This is a genomic window from Sphingobacterium thalpophilum (assembly GCF_038396785.1).
GTDB classification, from domain to species: domain Bacteria; phylum Bacteroidota; class Bacteroidia; order Sphingobacteriales; family Sphingobacteriaceae; genus Sphingobacterium; species Sphingobacterium thalpophilum_A.
The window spans coordinates 3,234,907-3,251,350 of the sequence record NZ_CP151087.1 but is presented as its reverse complement, the minus strand read 5'-3'; the positions used below and the strand labels follow the sequence as shown (position 1 = coordinate 3,251,350).

The following is a 16,444-nucleotide window of genomic DNA, read 5'->3' as shown; positions in this document are numbered from 1 at the left end:
TCGTTATTCTAAACGTGTTACAAGCTGAACGCTTTCTCTTGCTCATTTTCTTTGATCCCATAAACCCTCCAAAAATGCCTATATCATGGTGATTCTGGTTGGATGCTGGGACGCTTGTAGGGTTATTTACATAATGTTATGTTTATTCGTTTTTATTTAGTTCTTCTTTAAGTTAGATTTTAATTAGTATTTAGTTAGCTTTTGGTTAGGATTTATTTAGCTATAACCTAAGCTATACCTAAACAAACCCTAAGTAAAGTAGTAAAAGAGTGTGATCATTTAATGGGTAATCCGGAGCGGTGTATGCTCTCATTCTTTTGCTGTGCTGCGGTATTCTTCTGTTGTTCTCTGTTCGGGTATGTTTGCGTTTTCCGATCTCCCTTTGCTATGCTGCGTCGGTGGGGCGATAGATCCGGCAGGTGCAATTCGGGATGTTTTCGTTGCTCGATGCCGCTATGTGGCCCAATCTGGCAGCCGGATCAGCCATCCCAGCCTTCCGATCACCTGTTTTACAAAAAGAATCTCGCACCGTTACAGGTAGTTAGGGACAAAATGAAATAAATAAGAACGAAAGGCTTGGAAGTGATTGTGAAAACTCCCTATCTTTGCACCACTCCGCAAGGGAGGGACGGTTACCACGAAAGAGGGAATCCTGAAAAAAGAAGGGTTTAAGAGAAGTTTGGCAGGAATTAAAATCCCGCTCAGTTTATTTTAAACGCGGAAATCGAAAAAAGGGAAAAGAAAAAAAACTTCAAAAAGTTTTTGGAAGTTCAAAAAAGATTTCTACCTTTGCAGTCCCAACGGAAACGAAGGGAAAAACAAAACGATAAAGACGGCGCAATGCCATCGGAATATAGCGGATACGGAAGTTGAAGCGACAAAAGTTCTTTAAGAAAACACAATCATGTAAGCGTGACGAGTAGACAAACGAAAGTCATGAACAAATTCAAGTAATTCGTTCAATTCGATCCAAGATCAGAGATATAAAAAAAAGAATTCTGATTATTATAAATAGTTAGAATCAAAAACTTCATTTTACAATGGAGAGTTTGATCCTGGCTCAGGATGAACGCTAGCGGCAGGCCTAATACATGCAAGTCGGACGGGATCCATCGGAGAGCTTGCTCGAAGATGGTGAGAGTGGCGCACGGGTGCGTAACGCGTGAGCAACCTACCTCTATCAGGGGGATAGCCTCTCGAAAGAGAGATTAACACCGCATAACATAATTCTCCGGCATCGGAGTATTATTAAATATTTATAGGATAGAGATGGGCTCGCGTGACATTAGCTAGTTGGTAGGGTAACGGCCTACCAAGGCGACGATGTCTAGGGGCTCTGAGAGGAGAATCCCCCACACTGGTACTGAGACACGGACCAGACTCCTACGGGAGGCAGCAGTAAGGAATATTGGTCAATGGGCGGAAGCCTGAACCAGCCATGCCGCGTGCAGGATGACTGCCCTATGGGTTGTAAACTGCTTTTGTCCAGGAATAAACCTAAATACGTGTATTTAGCTGAATGTACTGGAAGAATAAGGATCGGCTAACTCCGTGCCAGCAGCCGCGGTAATACGGAGGATCCGAGCGTTATCCGGATTTATTGGGTTTAAAGGGTGCGTAGGCGGCCTATTAAGTCAGGGGTGAAATACGGTGGCTCAACCATCGCAGTGCCTTTGATACTGATGGGCTTGAATCCATTTGAAGTGGGCGGAATAAGACAAGTAGCGGTGAAATGCATAGATATGTCTTAGAACTCCGATTGCGAAGGCAGCTCACTAAGCTGGTATTGACGCTGATGCACGAAAGCGTGGGGATCGAACAGGATTAGATACCCTGGTAGTCCACGCCCTAAACGATGATAACTCGATGTTGGCGATAGACAGCCAGCGTCCAAGCGAAAGCGTTAAGTTATCCACCTGGGGAGTACGCCCGCAAGGGTGAAACTCAAAGGAATTGACGGGGGCCCGCACAAGCGGAGGAGCATGTGGTTTAATTCGATGATACGCGAGGAACCTTACCCGGGCTTGAAAGTTAGTGAAGAGTGCAGAGACGCACTCGTCCTTCGGGACACGAAACTAGGTGCTGCATGGCTGTCGTCAGCTCGTGCCGTGAGGTGTTGGGTTAAGTCCCGCAACGAGCGCAACCCCTATGTTTAGTTGCCAGCATTTAAGGTGGGGACTCTAAACAGACTGCCTGTGCAAACAGAGAGGAAGGTGGGGACGACGTCAAGTCATCATGGCCCTTACGTCCGGGGCTACACACGTGCTACAATGGATGGTACAGCGGGCAGCTACATAGCAATATGATGCTAATCTCTAAAAGCCATTCACAGTTCGGATTGGGGTCTGCAACTCGACCCCATGAAGTTGGATTCGCTAGTAATCGCGTATCAGCAATGACGCGGTGAATACGTTCCCGGGCCTTGTACACACCGCCCGTCAAGCCATGAAAGTTGGGGGTACCTAAAGCATGTTACCGCAAGGAGCGTGTTAGGGTAAAACCGATAATTGGGGCTAAGTCGTAACAAGGTAGCCGTACCGGAAGGTGCGGCTGGAATACCTCCTTTCTAGAGTATCGAAGATCGGTGCTCGTCACGTTACATATGATTGCAAGAAGAAAAAACATCAGAAGAAAGTGCCCGCCCCTAAGGGAGCAGGACCGAGAGAAAGAGATGAACAAGATAAGCTAGTCCCGTAGCTCAGTTGGTTAGAGCACTACACTGATAATGTAGGGGTCAGCAGTTCAAATCTGCTCGGGACTACGAAAACGATTGGGGAATTAGCTCAGCTGGCTAGAGCACCTGCCTTGCACGCAGGGGGTCAACGGTTCGAATCCGTTATTCTCCACATCACCGGGGAAGTGTATAGCGATATACTTCAGAAAATCCGGAAAAAGAGTTCTTTGACATATTGAAAGAGAAAAAAAATTACAAGAGAAGACAACAGTATAGAGACAATACGTGTATGTGTCTGAAGTAAGGGAGAGACCCTCGGTCAAGGCCGAACGATCCCGAACCTAGCATATGTGTATATATATCAAAAGCAGCCGCATAGTAGCAAAAGGCTATGCCGGTGAAGAAAGTAAATAAGGGCACACGGGGGATGCCTAGGCTCTCAGAGGCGAAGAAGGACGTGATAAGCTGCGATAAGCTTTGGGGATTGGCAAATGCGACTTGATCCAGAGATTTCCGAATGGGGCAACCTGACTATTTGAAGAATAGTCGTATAAAACGCGAACGCGCTGAACTGAAACATCTAAGTAGGCGTAGGAGAAGAAAATAACAATGATTTCCCAAGTAGTGGCGAGCGAACGGGAAAGAGCCCAAACCGATCATGTTACGGCATGGTCGGGGTTGTAGGACCACGACATTGTACAGCGCTATGAACTGGAAGCAGGTGGGAAACTGCGCAATAAGGGTGAGAGCCCCGTACAGGTAAAGAATGTTGACATAGTGGTATCCTGAGTACCGCGGGACCGGAGAAATCCTGTGGGAATCCACCAGCACCATCTGGTAAGGCTAAATACTCCTGAGAGACCGATAGTGAACCAGTACCGTGAGGGAAAGGTGAAAAGAACCCCGAACAGGGGAGTGAAAAGAACCTGAAACCGTGTGCTTACAAGCGGTTGGAGCAGGCAGGTCCTGTGACAGCGTGCCTTTTGCATAATGAGCCTACGAGTTACTCTTGTCTGGCAAGGTTAAGTCCTTCAGGGACGCAGCCGAAGCGAAAGCGAGTCTTAATAGGGCGCATAGTCAGATGAGGTAGACGCGAAACCTTGTGATCTACCCTTGGGCAGGTTGAAGTTGCAGTAACATGTAATGGAGGACCGAACCGATAAACGTTGAAAAGTTTCCGGATGACCTGAGGGTAGGGGTGAAAGGCCAATCAAACTGGGAAATAGCTCGTACTCCCCGAAATGTTTTTAGGAACAGCGTCGGCGTAGAGTTTGATAGAGGTAGAGCTACCGATTGGGTGCGGGGGAGTCAAATCCTACCAAATCCAGACGAACTCCGAATGCTATCAAATATAGCCGGCAGTGAGGCTTTGGGTGCTAAGGTCCAAGGCCGAGAGGGAAAGAACCCAGACCATCAGCTAAGGTCCCCAAATTCGTTCTAAGTTGAACTAACGAGGTCCGGTTGCCCAGACAGCTAGGATGTTGGCTTGGAAGCAGCCATTCATTTAAAGAGTGCGTAACAGCTCACTAGTCGAGCGGCCGGGCGTGGATAATAAACGGGCATCAAGAACGGTACCGAAGCTATGGATTTGTACTGAAATATGTACATCTGGTAGGGGAGCATTCCATCGCCGGAGAAGCAGTTTGGCAATGAACTGTGGAGGTTATGGAAAAGCAAATGTAGGCATAAGTAACGATAAGGCGGGTGAGAAACCCGCCCACCGAAAGACCAAGGTTTCCTGATCAACGTTAATCGGATCAGGGTCAGTCGGGACCTAAGGCGCACCCGAAGGGGGCAAGCCGATGGACAACTGGTTAATATTCCAGTACTCTTCATAACTGCGATGTGGTGACGGAGTAGTGACACTGCCGCGAACTGACGGAATAGTTCGTTGAAAGGCGTAGGTATAGGGACGGTAGGCAAATCCGCCGACCCTGCTGAAACCCAATAGTACAGCAAAGCTCCGGTGGCGCTGATAGAGCAGGTAAACAGACTTCCAAGAAAACCCGCTAAGCTTCAGGTTATGAAGACCCGTACCGCAAACCGACACAGGTGGTCGAGGAGAGAATCCTAAGGTGCTCGAGTGAGTCATGGCTAAGGAACTCGGCAAAATGGCCCTGTAACTTCGGGAGAAGGGGCGCTGTCTCGTAAGAGCAGCCGCAGTGAAAAGGCCCAGGCGACTGTTTAACAAAAACATATGGCTTTGCAAAATCGCAAGATGAAGTATAAGGCCTGACACCTGCCCGGTGCTGGAAGGTTAAGAGGGGATGTCATCGCAAGAGAAGCATTGAATCGAAGCCCCAGTAAACGGCGGCCGTAACTATAACGGTCCTAAGGTAGCGAAATTCCTTGTCGGGTAAGTTCCGACCTGCACGAATGGTGTAACGATCTGGGCGCTGTCTCAGCCATGAGCTCGGTGAAATTGTGGTATCGGTGAAGACGCCGATTACCCGCAACGGGACGGAAAGACCCCATGCACCTTCACTATAGCTTAACATTGAGATTGGGTACAGGATGTGTAGGATAGGCGGGAGATGTTGAAGTGGCTTCGCCAGGAGTCATGGAATCAACCTTGAAATACCGCCCTTTCTGTATTCGGTTTCTAACTCGGCAATGCCGAGGACATTGTTTGGTGGGTAGTTTGACTGGGGTGGTCGCCTCCAAAAAGGTAACGGAGGCTTTCAAAGGTAAGCTCAGTACGCTTGGTAACCGTACGTGGAGTGCAATGGCATAAGCTTGCTTGACTGTGAGACCGACAAGTCGAACAGGGTCGAAAGACGGACATAGTGATCCGGTGGTTCTGTATGGAAGGGCCATCGCTCAAAGGATAAAAGGTACGCTGGGGATAACAGGCTGATCTCCCCCAAGAGCTCATATCGACGGGGAGGTTTGGCACCTCGATGTCGGCTCGTCACATCCTGGGGCTGGAGAAGGTCCCAAGGGTTGGGCTGTTCGCCCATTAAAGTGGCACGCGAGCTGGGTTCAGAACGTCGCGAGACAGTTCGGTCCCTATCTGTTGTGGGCGTTGGAAGTTTGAGTGGATCTGACCTTAGTACGAGAGGACCGGGTTGGACAGACCTCTGGTGAACCTGTTATGCCGCCAGGTGTACGGCAGGGTAGCTACGTCTGGAATAGATAAGCGCTGAAAGCATCTAAGTGCGAAACTAGCCACGAGATGAGACTTCCTTATAGGGTCGTAGAAGATGACTACGTTGATAGGCCATAGGTGTAAAGGTTGAGAGACCAAAGCCAAGTGGTACTAATAGCCCGAAGCTTTCTCAAGCAGACAGACACTGTTGTCTTCCTCTTTAATTTTTAAGAAACAAACAAGAAACGAACCTCTTTCAATACATATGTCATTTGGCATGAATCACATGATAAGAATATCATAGATCATCCAATAAAGATTTTTAGGTGCCTATATCGGCGGTGTCTACCTCTTCCCATTCCGAACAGAGCAGTCAAGCCCGCCAGAGCCGATGGTATTGCCGTAACAGGTGGGAGAGTAGGTCGGTGCCTTTTTTTACACGGAAGCCCTTGCTGGAAACAGTCAAGGGTTTCTTTCGTTTAAGTACTTCCGTATTTCCCTGTACAGGCCATTGCATATCCTCCGCCTATCGGTTCTCGCAGCATAGGACCGTTGGTGTGCCCGGTCCATCGGTAGCTGTTCCGCAGACGGTAGCAGTCCTGCAACCACAACTGTTACTGTGCTCAGTGGTAATGGTACATTGCTCCTATCTCACTTAAACCCAATGCCCTTTTCTTTAAACCTGCAAGCTGCAGCATTACTTCCCGAATAACCGGATATTCCTCAGAAACTCTTTTCATCCCTTTGCGAGAGATAGCTACAATATGGCGAAATTTTGAATTAGTACTATTGGCATCGGGCCTTTATTGCTATTTATGTTGTCTATAAACAGCTTCGTAATAGGTTTGTAGCTTTTGCCTATGCTAGCGGTGGATTATATGGTCCTTGTTTGTAAAAATGGAGTTAAGCAAGAATAGGAAGGCTATCCAATTCCTTAAAGAATCTTGATACGGCAGGTAGTTTTTTTTACACAGGTATTGAAGAGTAATGTTTTTGACTAGCACGCTTACAAAATCTTTGCTATAAGCTGAGCAAGGATAGCCTTGTCCAGAGGCTTGGTCATGACGCCATCAAATTGATGTAGCTGCCCTTCGGGAATTTGTACGGTTACTTGTGACTCGTCTGAAGTGAGGGCGATAACCTTGCTGTTCCATTCCTGTTTAAGATTACTGTCTTTGACAGTATTCAAAATGTCCCAACCGGTAGGGCCAAACATTTTGAGATCAGTAATGATAATGTCAGCGTTATTCTTTTCGAGGTATGCGATTGCAGTGGAGGAATCTTCGAAAATCTTTACATCATAGAAATGTAGTAATGCCTGTTTAACAAATAAGTTATTAATTGGGTTATCGTCAACAACAACAAAACGTAAGTTTTTTGAAAGTTTGTCTAAGCTCGTTATTTGTTTCATGTATTTAATTTCTTCGGTTAATGGAACGACTAATGTAAATATGGATCCCTTACCCTGTTGGCTTCTAACACTTAAGGTTACGTTTAGTTGCTCGGTCATAAGCTTAGATATATGTAAGCCCAATCCGAAACTATGCTTGGATTTTTGATCGGTCATATAATATTGTTCGAAAATATGTCCTTGATCTTTTGCAGAGATACCTTTTCCTGTATCCTTAACTACTATATGTAATTTGGAGCTCTGATCGCTGCTGATAAATGCTTTCACCTCGATCTGACCTTTATTTGTATATTTAATCGCATTGCTCAGCAGATTGGAAACAATCTGACGTACACGATATGTTCCGCTTTTGATTGAGATGTTGGGATCAATATCAATATAACTAATGAGCTTCGTAGAAAAGATTCGTCAATTGATTTTTAGAACTATATGCTTTATTTAAACGGGCTTCGGTCCTTTGGTACTCAATATATTGATAGGTAAATATCGAACCGATATAAACCAAGGAAAGAATCAGAAAAGCAATTAAAACTGTCCTGATAATAAATAATTTTTTACTGTTTTTCACGTTATTGTTCTTTCACCTCCAATAATTTAACTATAGTCCATTTTGATTTTTATGGAAGTCAAATTTAATACTAAAAAATCATATCAGTCGATTACTGCTGTGGTCAGTCAGCTACTTTTTCAAATATTACACAATCGTTTGATTGAAAGTTGGAGTAGAAGGATCATTTTTTATTTTTTATTTTGCATAACGAAACCAATAAACGGTCTTTTTTTGTCTGTTTATTTAAAAATAAAAACTTAAATTTTAATGAAAACACTCCTCTGTTCAGTACCGTTATCCCTTTTATTTGCGCAAGGGCTCTATGCGCAGTCTGGGATTGCTATTATCCCCAAACCTCAGGAAATCAATATGGGAGCGGGCCAGTTTCTGTAAATCCACAAACTACCTTAAGTTTTAAGAACTGCGATGCGAAAGATGTGTCTTTGTTTGTTGAGCAGCTGAGAAAAGTAACGCATTATCCCCTGAACATAAAGAAACAGGCGAGCAATAGCATTGAATTTAACCTAGACTCTAAATTGACAACACCTAATGATGAAGGCTATCAGCTTGAGGTTTCCAATCGGGGAGTGGTCGTGACAGCAAAAAGCTCCCATGGGCTTTTCAATGCAACGCAATCACTGCGGCAACTTTTACCGACAGCTTTCGAGGGTGGTAGCCCAACCAAAGAAATAAGCTGGAATATTCCGGCTGTGAAAATTAAAGATTATCCCCGCTATCATTGGCGCGGTTATATGAAAGATGTGAGCCGGACATTCTTCGATGTGAAAACCGTGAAAAAGTATTTGGATGTCATGGCATTATACAAAATGAATACGTTCCATTGGCATTTGACGGATGACCAGGGCTGGAGGATCGAAATAAAGAAATATCCCAAATTGACCATGGAAAATGCGACGGTATTTCATCGAACAGAAAAGCAACCTGCAGAACGCAGTGGATTTTATACACAGGAGCAGATCAAGGAAGTTGTTCATTATGCTCGAGAGCGTAATATTACGATTGTGCCCGAGATTGATGTTCCTGGACATTCATGGCCAACCATATTAGCCTATCCTGAACTTGGGGTAAACAAAAATTCCTACCCGAATCACATCTTTCCTTTTGTGTCATCTTGGGGATATTGGGGAAATCAATTTACCCCCAATACATTGGATCCGACAAAAGAGTTTACGTATGAATTCTTAAATAATGTGTTCACTGAAATCGCTAATCTCTTCCCAGGTAGTTATATTCATTTTGGAGGGGATGAGGTTCGTCACGATTTGTGGGAAAAAGAGGCTCACGTGCAGGATTTTATGAAGCAGCACCAGATTAAGGATGTCAAAGCCCTTCAGAGCTATTTCGTTCAACGCGTTTCTGATATGAAAACTTACCAAAGAGCACAGCGATTATGAGCTGGCTTGGTGAAGAAGCGATCAAGGAAGCGACCAAAGATGGGTTTAAAGCCGTGGCCACACCAGCATCGCATCTCTATTTTGATATTACACAGGCCGATCGGAATGATGGGACTATGACTGACCTGGCCTATCCGCAGATAAACTCGCTGAAAAGAGTGTATGAATTTGATCCTTCTGCAGGGCTTAGTCCGGCTGAGGATCAGCTTGTCCTCGGTGTTCAGGGAAATATGTGGACAGCGTTGGCCCAGGATATTAAAGACCTGAATGTGCAGAATTTTCCGCGATTGCTTGCGGTTGCTGAAATTGGATGGGCTGCTAAGTCAGCAAAAGATTATTCAGCGTTCAGCCATCGATTGGATGCCAATCTTCCAAGATTAGACTCCATGCGTATTGATTATTATCGTCCCGGGGGATATATTGCCGGATCATGGGGCCCTAATGATATCAAGGAAACGTATAGCTTTCTAACTTTTGACGTGAGCAGGAAGATTTACGATAATGGACGAGCGCAAGCTGGATTTTTCTTTGTGGAGGGGAAGAATTTTCTGGAGATCGATGCCGTATAATTGCTACAGGACGGGCAGGTCATTGCAGAGGATGGACATCATGCGCTTGCGGATAAATTTAGGGGAACCAACAAGATCAAACCTTTTTACTACAATTTTACGGTAACGAATTATAATCCCCAATCGAAATACGAAATCAAAGCCCGTGTCAGAGGTGCTGGCGGTGTGGATTCAAAAGGAAATTTTACATTTAATTTGTCTCCTAATACAGCGTTTGATAAGATAGAAAGGAAATAAGAGAAGAGCTAGGGCTATCCAACCGTTGGAAAGCCCTAGCTCTTTATAAGGTATAGAAGCTTTATTTATTTGAGCTCAATCATCTTTTGATTAGCATGCTCTTCTTTTACTTCTTGAAGGATTGCAATTTCAATCGGTGCAATCAGACTTAAAATAATCAATGCAATGAAAGCTACAGGGAAAATAATTCCGATGATTACAGCCAATAACAAGGAGATATTTAAGTATTCTTGTCCATTCTTGGAGGAAACTTTTAAACGGGAGCTTTTGAAGGAATCAAAAAGATCTTGAAAAACTTTAGTAATTGTTTTACTGTTGATGCTGAATGTTGTTTTAGTTGCCATGATGTTTATTTTTTAATTTTTTTATTTCTTATTTGATGACTCAAAGATAGGAAGCAAATATGGCCCTGAAGAGGGGCATTAGGCCAATCTCGAGACAATCTCGGTAAACGACCCGCTTTTATCGGTTAATACTTTTTTACAGAAACAGTATATTGATCGTCCCGAATAGTTGTGTTGTTTGTCTTTGAATAAGTTGGACTATATAGAATCGTGGTAATTCCGGTAGAAGCTGTCTTATTGCAAAATGGTCAATCATTAGCTCTTAAACGTTCCGACATTGGTTTGGATCTTGATAAGAATACATATTATGATGTTGTTCTTCCGGCAACGTTTAATACAGATAAAGCTTTTGTTGTAAAAATGAAGCTTGGTAGGCCCAAAGTACAGGCTGATCAATTAATGGATGCAAAAATGTAAATTTTAGCGTTCGCGCGAAGGTTTTCGCGATCTCATCGGCATTTCAAACGTATATGAGCGCTACTCCAGACCATTGGGAGTGAACGCGGGACTTAAATCAGTGTTGATTTAGGTCCCGCTTTTCTTTTATAGAATTTCCAACAGTTCCTGTGGATGGTGGATAATATGCTGTGCACCGTGTTGTCTTAACTCGCTCTCTTCCCGAAAGCCCCAAGTAACACCAATAGCTGTTACCCCTGCATTATTGGCGGTATCCATATCCACGGATGAATCGCCTACATAAAAGCAATCTTGTTTGCTAACACCGAGTGTTTGGATACTGTCGAAGACAATATCGGGATCAGGCTTGGCGGGGCGACCTGTTCGATGCCCCAGGACGAGATCAAATGAAATATCGGGAAAGTATTCGGCCATCAAAGGTATCACCGCTTCATGGTATTTATTTGATGCTACCGAGATGAGATAGCCTAATGATTTCAGTTCTTGTAGTAGCGGTATGATCCCTGTGTAGGGTCGTGTATGCGATACAGGTTTTTGTTCATAATACACTTTAAAGGCACGGAGTAAAGTTGAGATGATTTTTTCTGTCCGTGCTTCTTGCGGTAATGCGCGTTCGATAAGTTTTTGGACACCGTTGCCGACAAATTTCTTATAAGCAACAAGGGGATGGGTTGGATATCCATATTGTTCAAGAATAGCATTGCAGCTGTCCCCGAGGTCCTGTAATGTGTCTAGCAGTGTTCCGTCCAGATCAAATAGTATAATCTTCATCTGATAAATCTAGTAAAAATTGAGATAGAACCATAGTGGAATGATGAGATTAAAAGGAACCTAATAATTCCAAATGGAGGTATTTATATTTCCTTTCTGCGTATCATTTAGATCAGGGAAAAAAGTGAATCCAGTTATTTTTTCCAGCTCGCTTACGGTTAACCTATAATTTTCGAATGTGCTTCCTGCGGGAGGAATGACATTGTCTATCTTATAACCAATGGTATAATATTCGTTTCCTTTTTTCATTGCCAAGGCTTTGAAATAGTATTTTGGTTTGGCAATATCTTTTCCGTCGTTGTCCTGCGCAAAATCGAGGCTGTTATCTGTGCTTGTCTTAGGTATTGCGCCGGTTACGACATACATCGTGTCACACTGTGCGGTCCAGGTTCTGACTTTCGTTTCCAGGTTTGCCCAAATCCCTTGGTTAAGGCGTGAAACCTGTGCTGTCATGTTGGTAAAATAAAATGTTGTTTTATTTTGAGCGATATTGAAATTCCTGTCAGCACTTGGCAACTGGTGCCCTCTATCGTAGCCTGTTGGTTGAAATCCCTTAAATAGATTGGCTTGAAATGCTGTTGATACAGCAGGGTCGTAACCCCAGGCATCCGTACGGTTGCCTGAGCCTAAAATGCTGTTGTACAAGGGATATGCAACCCAATACGCCATTTTTAGCTTTTTATCATATAGCATTGCATAATTCCTACTATCGCTTGCGTCTGGCATAAAATGTTGTATAAATATCTCATCACTACTGAGATTACTCATTTTGGGTATTTCTAGATAAGCTTGTGAATCACCAATTTCTCCCGTCAGTTTTCCATTGTCAATGTTGATATTAAAACTATACTGGCTACCCGCTACTAAATTCTTTAACTGCTGATTATGCGGTGCTGTCCAGGTATAGGTTTCACCATTAGTGGCAATAAATTTAATCGCTTTTCCTGTGATATCTTCTCCGGGCAGTAGCACAAACTCTATGCGAGTGGTTTTATTGGCATTTACAGATACCTTTTTGTGCACTTCCTTTTTCTCGGTAGAATTAACATCCAATTTTCCTGTTGTCAAATCGAATCCTCCTTGGATGCTTATCGCTGGCATTTTTACTATAATCTGATTGGTCTCCAATGCGGCTGTATTGGTAATGGATAGATTAATGTTGATTTTGCTCAACTGTCGTACAAAAATAAGGGGTATTGTGTTGTTGCTTTTATCGATATTTTTGGCATTGCTTGCATACATCAGGTCTAAAGCTGCAACATTGGACTGATCACTTACATTGATGGGGTATTGAAAGTCTACTAGTGATTTGTAAGGATAATAGGCGATAAAGTCTACTTTTTCATTGGGTAGAAAGACTGGGCTACTACTTTGAAAAAGCGAACCGTTAAACATGAAGGGGTGATTTTGGATTTGGTTGATAAGCGACGTTGCTACCAAAGACTGGTCGGATCTGTACATATAAACACCAATTTGATCATTTTTATCCCAAGAAGTCCCTGTCGTTTTTGTATTGATTTGGCCTACAATGGTGGAGGTAAATTGTACCGCTGCTCGATCAATTCTAGATTCGGTTTTCTGACAAGAGCTAAAAGTAAGCAATGCAATTATAAAGTAAGCTATCCAGAATATATTTTGATCCGGGATTGCTGTGTTCTTGTTCGTCATATGAATAGTTCGTATATATTGATAAAGTGACGGCAAAAATAGGCAAGTTGACTATACATTATAGCTATATTTTCAGTGCTACTGGTTGTAAGATTTGTATTCAATTGATCTTGAGATAGATATTTTAGGGACTATTCAGGTTTTTTAGCATCTCATTGGATGTATATTTAGCATTTTTAAACAGTTGTTAAGACAATAATATTGCTTTTGTCCTCGTGATGCGTCGGGCTAAGGATAGCAGTTTTAATTCCTTTGTGAAGGAGTAATAGCATTGCATTGGTTTTCTTCATTTTTCCCTGAAATCAGGTAGTAAACTGCATTCTCGTTTTTAATAAATTTGTCAATAGGAAAAAAATAGCACAATGTTTGCTGTTCATGTCAAAACATATATTGATTTGACAAATTTTTAATCGTTACAACGTTGTAATGGATGAAGTACTTAAAGTGAAAGGAAAATTGAAAAGATTTTATACGATGATCTGTGCCGTTGTAATGGCGTTGACATTATCGAGCTGTTTTGATTTTGTTGAGCAGATCGACTTAAAAACGAATGGTTCTGGGCATATTGCAGCGACATTGAATTTAAGTAAAAGCAAGACCAAGGTAGCTTCTTTAATGAAGATGAAAAGTATCAAGGGCATACAGATCCCTTCTCAAGCCGATATGGAGAAAGAGATTCGATCTGCTGTTCAGCTGCTCAAGCAGACTAAAGGTATTTCTAATGTGCAGTACAGCACAGATTTTACCAATTATATCGTTAATATTTCATGTGACTTTAGTCAGATAGAATCGTTGAATGCCTTTTCAGATATATTGGCAAATCGATTTAAAACGAAAATATCGAATTCAAACCGCTATTATTATAACGCGCAAAGCAATGTGTTTGAACGCAAATTTGTGGCTTCTGCTGACTGGAAGACCAAATTCAATCAGTTGGGAAGCGATAATACGACCCAGTTTGCAGACGCATTCTATACGCAGATTATTCGTTTTGAAAAATCGATAGCATCTCAGGCAAACGGCCAGGCAAAGGTTGCCGGAAATAAGAAAGGGGTCTTGCTAAAGCTACCGTTTATGGATTTGGTATATGGTAAATCGAGTTTGGCAAATAAAATCACATTAACAAAATAACCTAATAACATTGGTGAAACCAGGGCCATATTTAGTTGCTGAAAGCGCTTCTATAGCGTAGGTTGGGTGTAGCTGAAAAATTATTTATAAAATGAAATCAAAATTTATACTGCTAGGATTAGCCTGTTTGTCTTTTGGGACAGGTGTAAAGGCACAGGACTTGATCAAACAGATCCCTGAAGATGCAGAAATGATTGCAGCTTTCCATATGAAAGATATTGTGCAGAAAGCAAATGCAAATAAACTGAACGAGTTACTCCAAAAGACTGGTTTTTTTGAGACATCGGGAATTTCAGCGAACAATGATATTAAAAATTTGGGAGTAGACCTATCTCAAACGGCCTATTTTTATACCAGAAAGACCGATAGTATCAGTTTTACGGAATTTATATTTTCCTTGAACAACAGGGGGCAATTTGAGAAACTGCTTCATGAGGCTGGAGAACCCAAGGCATTTGCCAATGGTTATACGAGCATAGGTCTCAAAGCCGGCAGTATGTTGGTGTATAACGATCGGGTTGCTCGATTTATTTCGGCGACGACAAATACTACCTTTTTGGATAATGATTCGATCGCTAGTCGTTATGGAATCAAAAAGGTGGATTACGTTGCACGTCCAGCTGATGACGAAGATGCTTGGGCAGATACAACTGTAGCCGCAATGGACTCTGCTGCCGTAGTCTGGGATGCGGATGAAAATCTAGCGGTGCCAGTATCCCCACCGGTTGCTATAGCTGCAGAACCTGATACGATAGTAGGTGCTACAGAAGTACTGCCACCAGTTGTTGATATTGCTTCGGCTGCGGCTGCGGATGCAGCGGCTGACGCGGCAGACATGCATGATCCGGGTTATTATGATTCGCTTTATACGGCCTATGAAGATCAAAATCGGAAAAACGATTCGATTCGTCACGGCTTACGCGATAAATGGTTGTTGAATGAGGCTACCCGTTTGCTTTCAGGAAATTATAAGTCCCTGTCAATTTCAGATCAGGAGAAGGTTCTAAAGAATCTCGGGCTTGTTCGATTGTATGTTCCTCATGTAGAGGATCTATATCGTGGTCTATTGCCTTATACCACCTCTCTTCCTTATTATTATATGGGAATTAAACTGGATAAGTTCAAGACGGGTTATCAAGACGGTCTATTGGATTTAGTGCAAGAGGGCAATGTGCTGAAATTAAAGGGATCTGTGGGTTTAGATAAGGCCCTTGCTGAGATGACCAAAAGAATGTATGCGCGAAAACCTAATTCGAAGTTCAGTAAATATTTAACGGATAAAACCTTAGGTTTTTTTAATGTGAATATTAATTCGGAGGCTTATCTCAGAGAAATGCCTGCCTATATGGCAAAATATTATAGCGGTTTATTGGGGCCTCAACAGGACCTTGTCGAATGGGGACTGATGGCTCTTGAAATAGCACTAGATGAAAAGGCCATTGCCCAGGTAATGCCAGGAGACCACCTCGTGGTTGTTAACGGTCTTCGTAAGTTCAAAAAAGATTATATCGATTACACCTATGACGATGATTACAATGCAACCGAAGTGAAAAAGACCAAGGAAGAAACACTTCCGGTGTTTATTTGGATGTTCACATCGAAGGATCAACGTCTGATAAAAAAAGGCTTGGACATGGCTGTTTCAAAGCAAGTTGGGCAGGTCTATGATGGCATTTATGCGTTTTCAAAACAGAAAGCCAAGGATTTTCCAATGTATGTTCTCTTGAAAGAAGATTTGGTAATGGTTAGTAATGACTCATTGTCCCTAAATGATATCCGTCAGAATAAGATGAATGCTCCCGGAAATAAAGACTTTGTAAAACTGATGAAGCAAAATAAGATGTCTGCGGCTATTGACCTAAAAAAGTTACCGACAATGTTAAAGGAAATGGGCGTAACACCGGGAAGACAATGGGAAGCAACGGTGGCGCAGCTCAATCAATATGGCAGTACAGCGATCACTTCCAAGGGTATAGTAGGCAACCGTGCTGAGGTTGAAATGTCCACACGACTGCCGCAGATGAGCGACGGTGCGATCAGCTACTTACTGGATCAAATTATGGCGGAATTAAATAAAAGGTAGTGCTACAATAGGGGGTTGTTTATTTTGTGATAAAAATGTGTTATGAAAGTATAAAAGGTATATGAAATTCTGTAAATAGTTACGAA

General features: G+C 42.8%; 11 protein-coding genes, 2 tRNA genes, 3 rRNA genes and 1 pseudogene. 13 read left to right on the top strand and 4 right to left on the bottom strand.

All coding sequences use genetic code 11. The features are described 5' to 3' along the window. The first annotated feature begins 1,037 nt into the window (after positions 1 to 1,037). From AACH28_RS14390 to rrf, 5 genes are all read left to right on the top strand, one after another. Positions 1,038 to 2,566: ribosomal RNA gene (locus AACH28_RS14390) — 16S ribosomal RNA — on the top strand. Between the two features lie 121 nt (positions 2,567 to 2,687). Continuing rightward, positions 2,688 to 2,761: transfer RNA gene (locus AACH28_RS14385), tRNA-Ile, on the top strand. Between the two features lie 11 nt (positions 2,762 to 2,772). Then, positions 2,773 to 2,846 (top strand) — tRNA-Ala (locus AACH28_RS14380). Positions 2,847 to 3,074: 228 nt separating this feature from the next. Next, positions 3,075 to 5,956, top strand: a 23S ribosomal RNA gene (locus AACH28_RS14375). Between the two features lie 128 nt (positions 5,957 to 6,084). After that, positions 6,085 to 6,196, top strand: a 5S ribosomal RNA gene (gene rrf, locus AACH28_RS14370). Together the 16S, 23S and 5S rRNA genes with 2 tRNA genes alongside form the textbook arrangement of a ribosomal RNA operon. A gap of 572 nt (positions 6,197 to 6,768) precedes the next feature. On the opposite strand, the gene AACH28_RS14365 is transcribed toward rrf, so the two are convergent. Continuing rightward, a complete protein-coding gene (locus AACH28_RS14365) occupies positions 6,769 to 7,497 on the bottom strand; it encodes a hybrid sensor histidine kinase/response regulator (protein ID WP_286778595.1) in 729 nt (242 codons plus the stop codon). 493 nt (positions 7,498 to 7,990) lie between these two features. Between AACH28_RS14365 and AACH28_RS14360 the strand changes: the two genes are divergently transcribed. From AACH28_RS14360 to AACH28_RS14340, 5 genes and pseudogenes are all read left to right on the top strand, one after another. Next, on the top strand, positions 7,991 to 8,116 hold the full coding sequence (locus tag AACH28_RS14360) for a hypothetical protein (protein ID WP_341833142.1): 126 nt from the start codon (positions 7,991 to 7,993) through the stop codon (positions 8,114 to 8,116). Between the two features lie 14 nt (positions 8,117 to 8,130). Continuing rightward, a pseudogene (locus AACH28_RS14355) lies at positions 8,131 to 8,391 on the top strand (glycoside hydrolase family 20 zincin-like fold domain-containing protein); the annotation flags it as partial. Positions 8,392 to 8,433: 42 nt separating this feature from the next. Beyond that, positions 8,434 to 9,138, top strand: coding sequence for a family 20 glycosylhydrolase (locus AACH28_RS14350; protein ID WP_341833119.1), 705 nt, complete (start codon positions 8,434 to 8,436; stop codon positions 9,136 to 9,138). Beyond that, positions 9,135 to 9,707: a family 20 glycosylhydrolase gene (locus AACH28_RS14345; RefSeq protein ID WP_341830812.1), complete on the top strand. Its 573-nt coding sequence runs from the start codon at positions 9,135 to 9,137 to the stop codon at positions 9,705 to 9,707. Before AACH28_RS14350 ends, AACH28_RS14345 begins: the two co-directional genes overlap by 4 nt. Next, positions 9,708 to 9,944 (top strand): hypothetical protein, encoded by a 237-nt coding sequence (locus tag AACH28_RS14340; RefSeq protein WP_341830811.1) that lies wholly within the window; start codon positions 9,708 to 9,710, stop codon positions 9,942 to 9,944. A 65-nt stretch (positions 9,945 to 10,009) separates the two neighbouring features. Here AACH28_RS14340 and AACH28_RS14335 read toward each other — a convergent pair whose 3' ends face one another. Next, positions 10,010 to 10,288, bottom strand: a complete 279-nt coding sequence (locus tag AACH28_RS14335) for a DUF4342 domain-containing protein (protein WP_070561781.1) — start codon at positions 10,286 to 10,288, stop codon at positions 10,010 to 10,012. A 210-nt stretch (positions 10,289 to 10,498) separates the two neighbouring features. Between AACH28_RS14335 and AACH28_RS14330 the strand changes: the two genes are divergently transcribed. Then, complete coding sequence (locus tag AACH28_RS14330) at positions 10,499 to 10,705, top strand: hypothetical protein (RefSeq protein WP_312357081.1); 207 nt, start codon at positions 10,499 to 10,501, stop codon at positions 10,703 to 10,705. Positions 10,706 to 10,831: 126 nt separating this feature from the next. On the opposite strand, the gene AACH28_RS14325 is transcribed toward AACH28_RS14330, so the two are convergent. Further along, positions 10,832 to 11,476 carry an HAD family hydrolase gene (locus AACH28_RS14325; protein ID WP_341830810.1) on the bottom strand — a complete coding sequence of 215 codons (645 nt, stop codon included), beginning with the start codon at positions 11,474 to 11,476 and terminating at the stop codon, positions 10,832 to 10,834. Positions 11,477 to 11,536: 60 nt separating this feature from the next. Beyond that, positions 11,537 to 13,144 (bottom strand): DNA/RNA non-specific endonuclease, encoded by a 1,608-nt coding sequence (locus tag AACH28_RS14320; protein ID WP_341830809.1) that lies wholly within the window; start codon positions 13,142 to 13,144, stop codon positions 11,537 to 11,539. Between the two features lie 426 nt (positions 13,145 to 13,570). Here AACH28_RS14320 and AACH28_RS14315 point away from each other — a divergent pair, with 426 nt between their 5' ends. Both AACH28_RS14315 and AACH28_RS14310 read left to right on the top strand, forming a co-directional pair. Further along, positions 13,571 to 14,275: a hypothetical protein gene (locus AACH28_RS14315; RefSeq protein WP_341830808.1), complete on the top strand. Its 705-nt coding sequence runs from the start codon at positions 13,571 to 13,573 to the stop codon at positions 14,273 to 14,275. Between the two features lie 91 nt (positions 14,276 to 14,366). Continuing rightward, positions 14,367 to 16,358, top strand: a complete 1,992-nt coding sequence (locus AACH28_RS14310) for a hypothetical protein (protein WP_341830807.1) — start codon at positions 14,367 to 14,369, stop codon at positions 16,356 to 16,358. Positions 16,359 to 16,444: the final 86 nt, after the last annotated feature.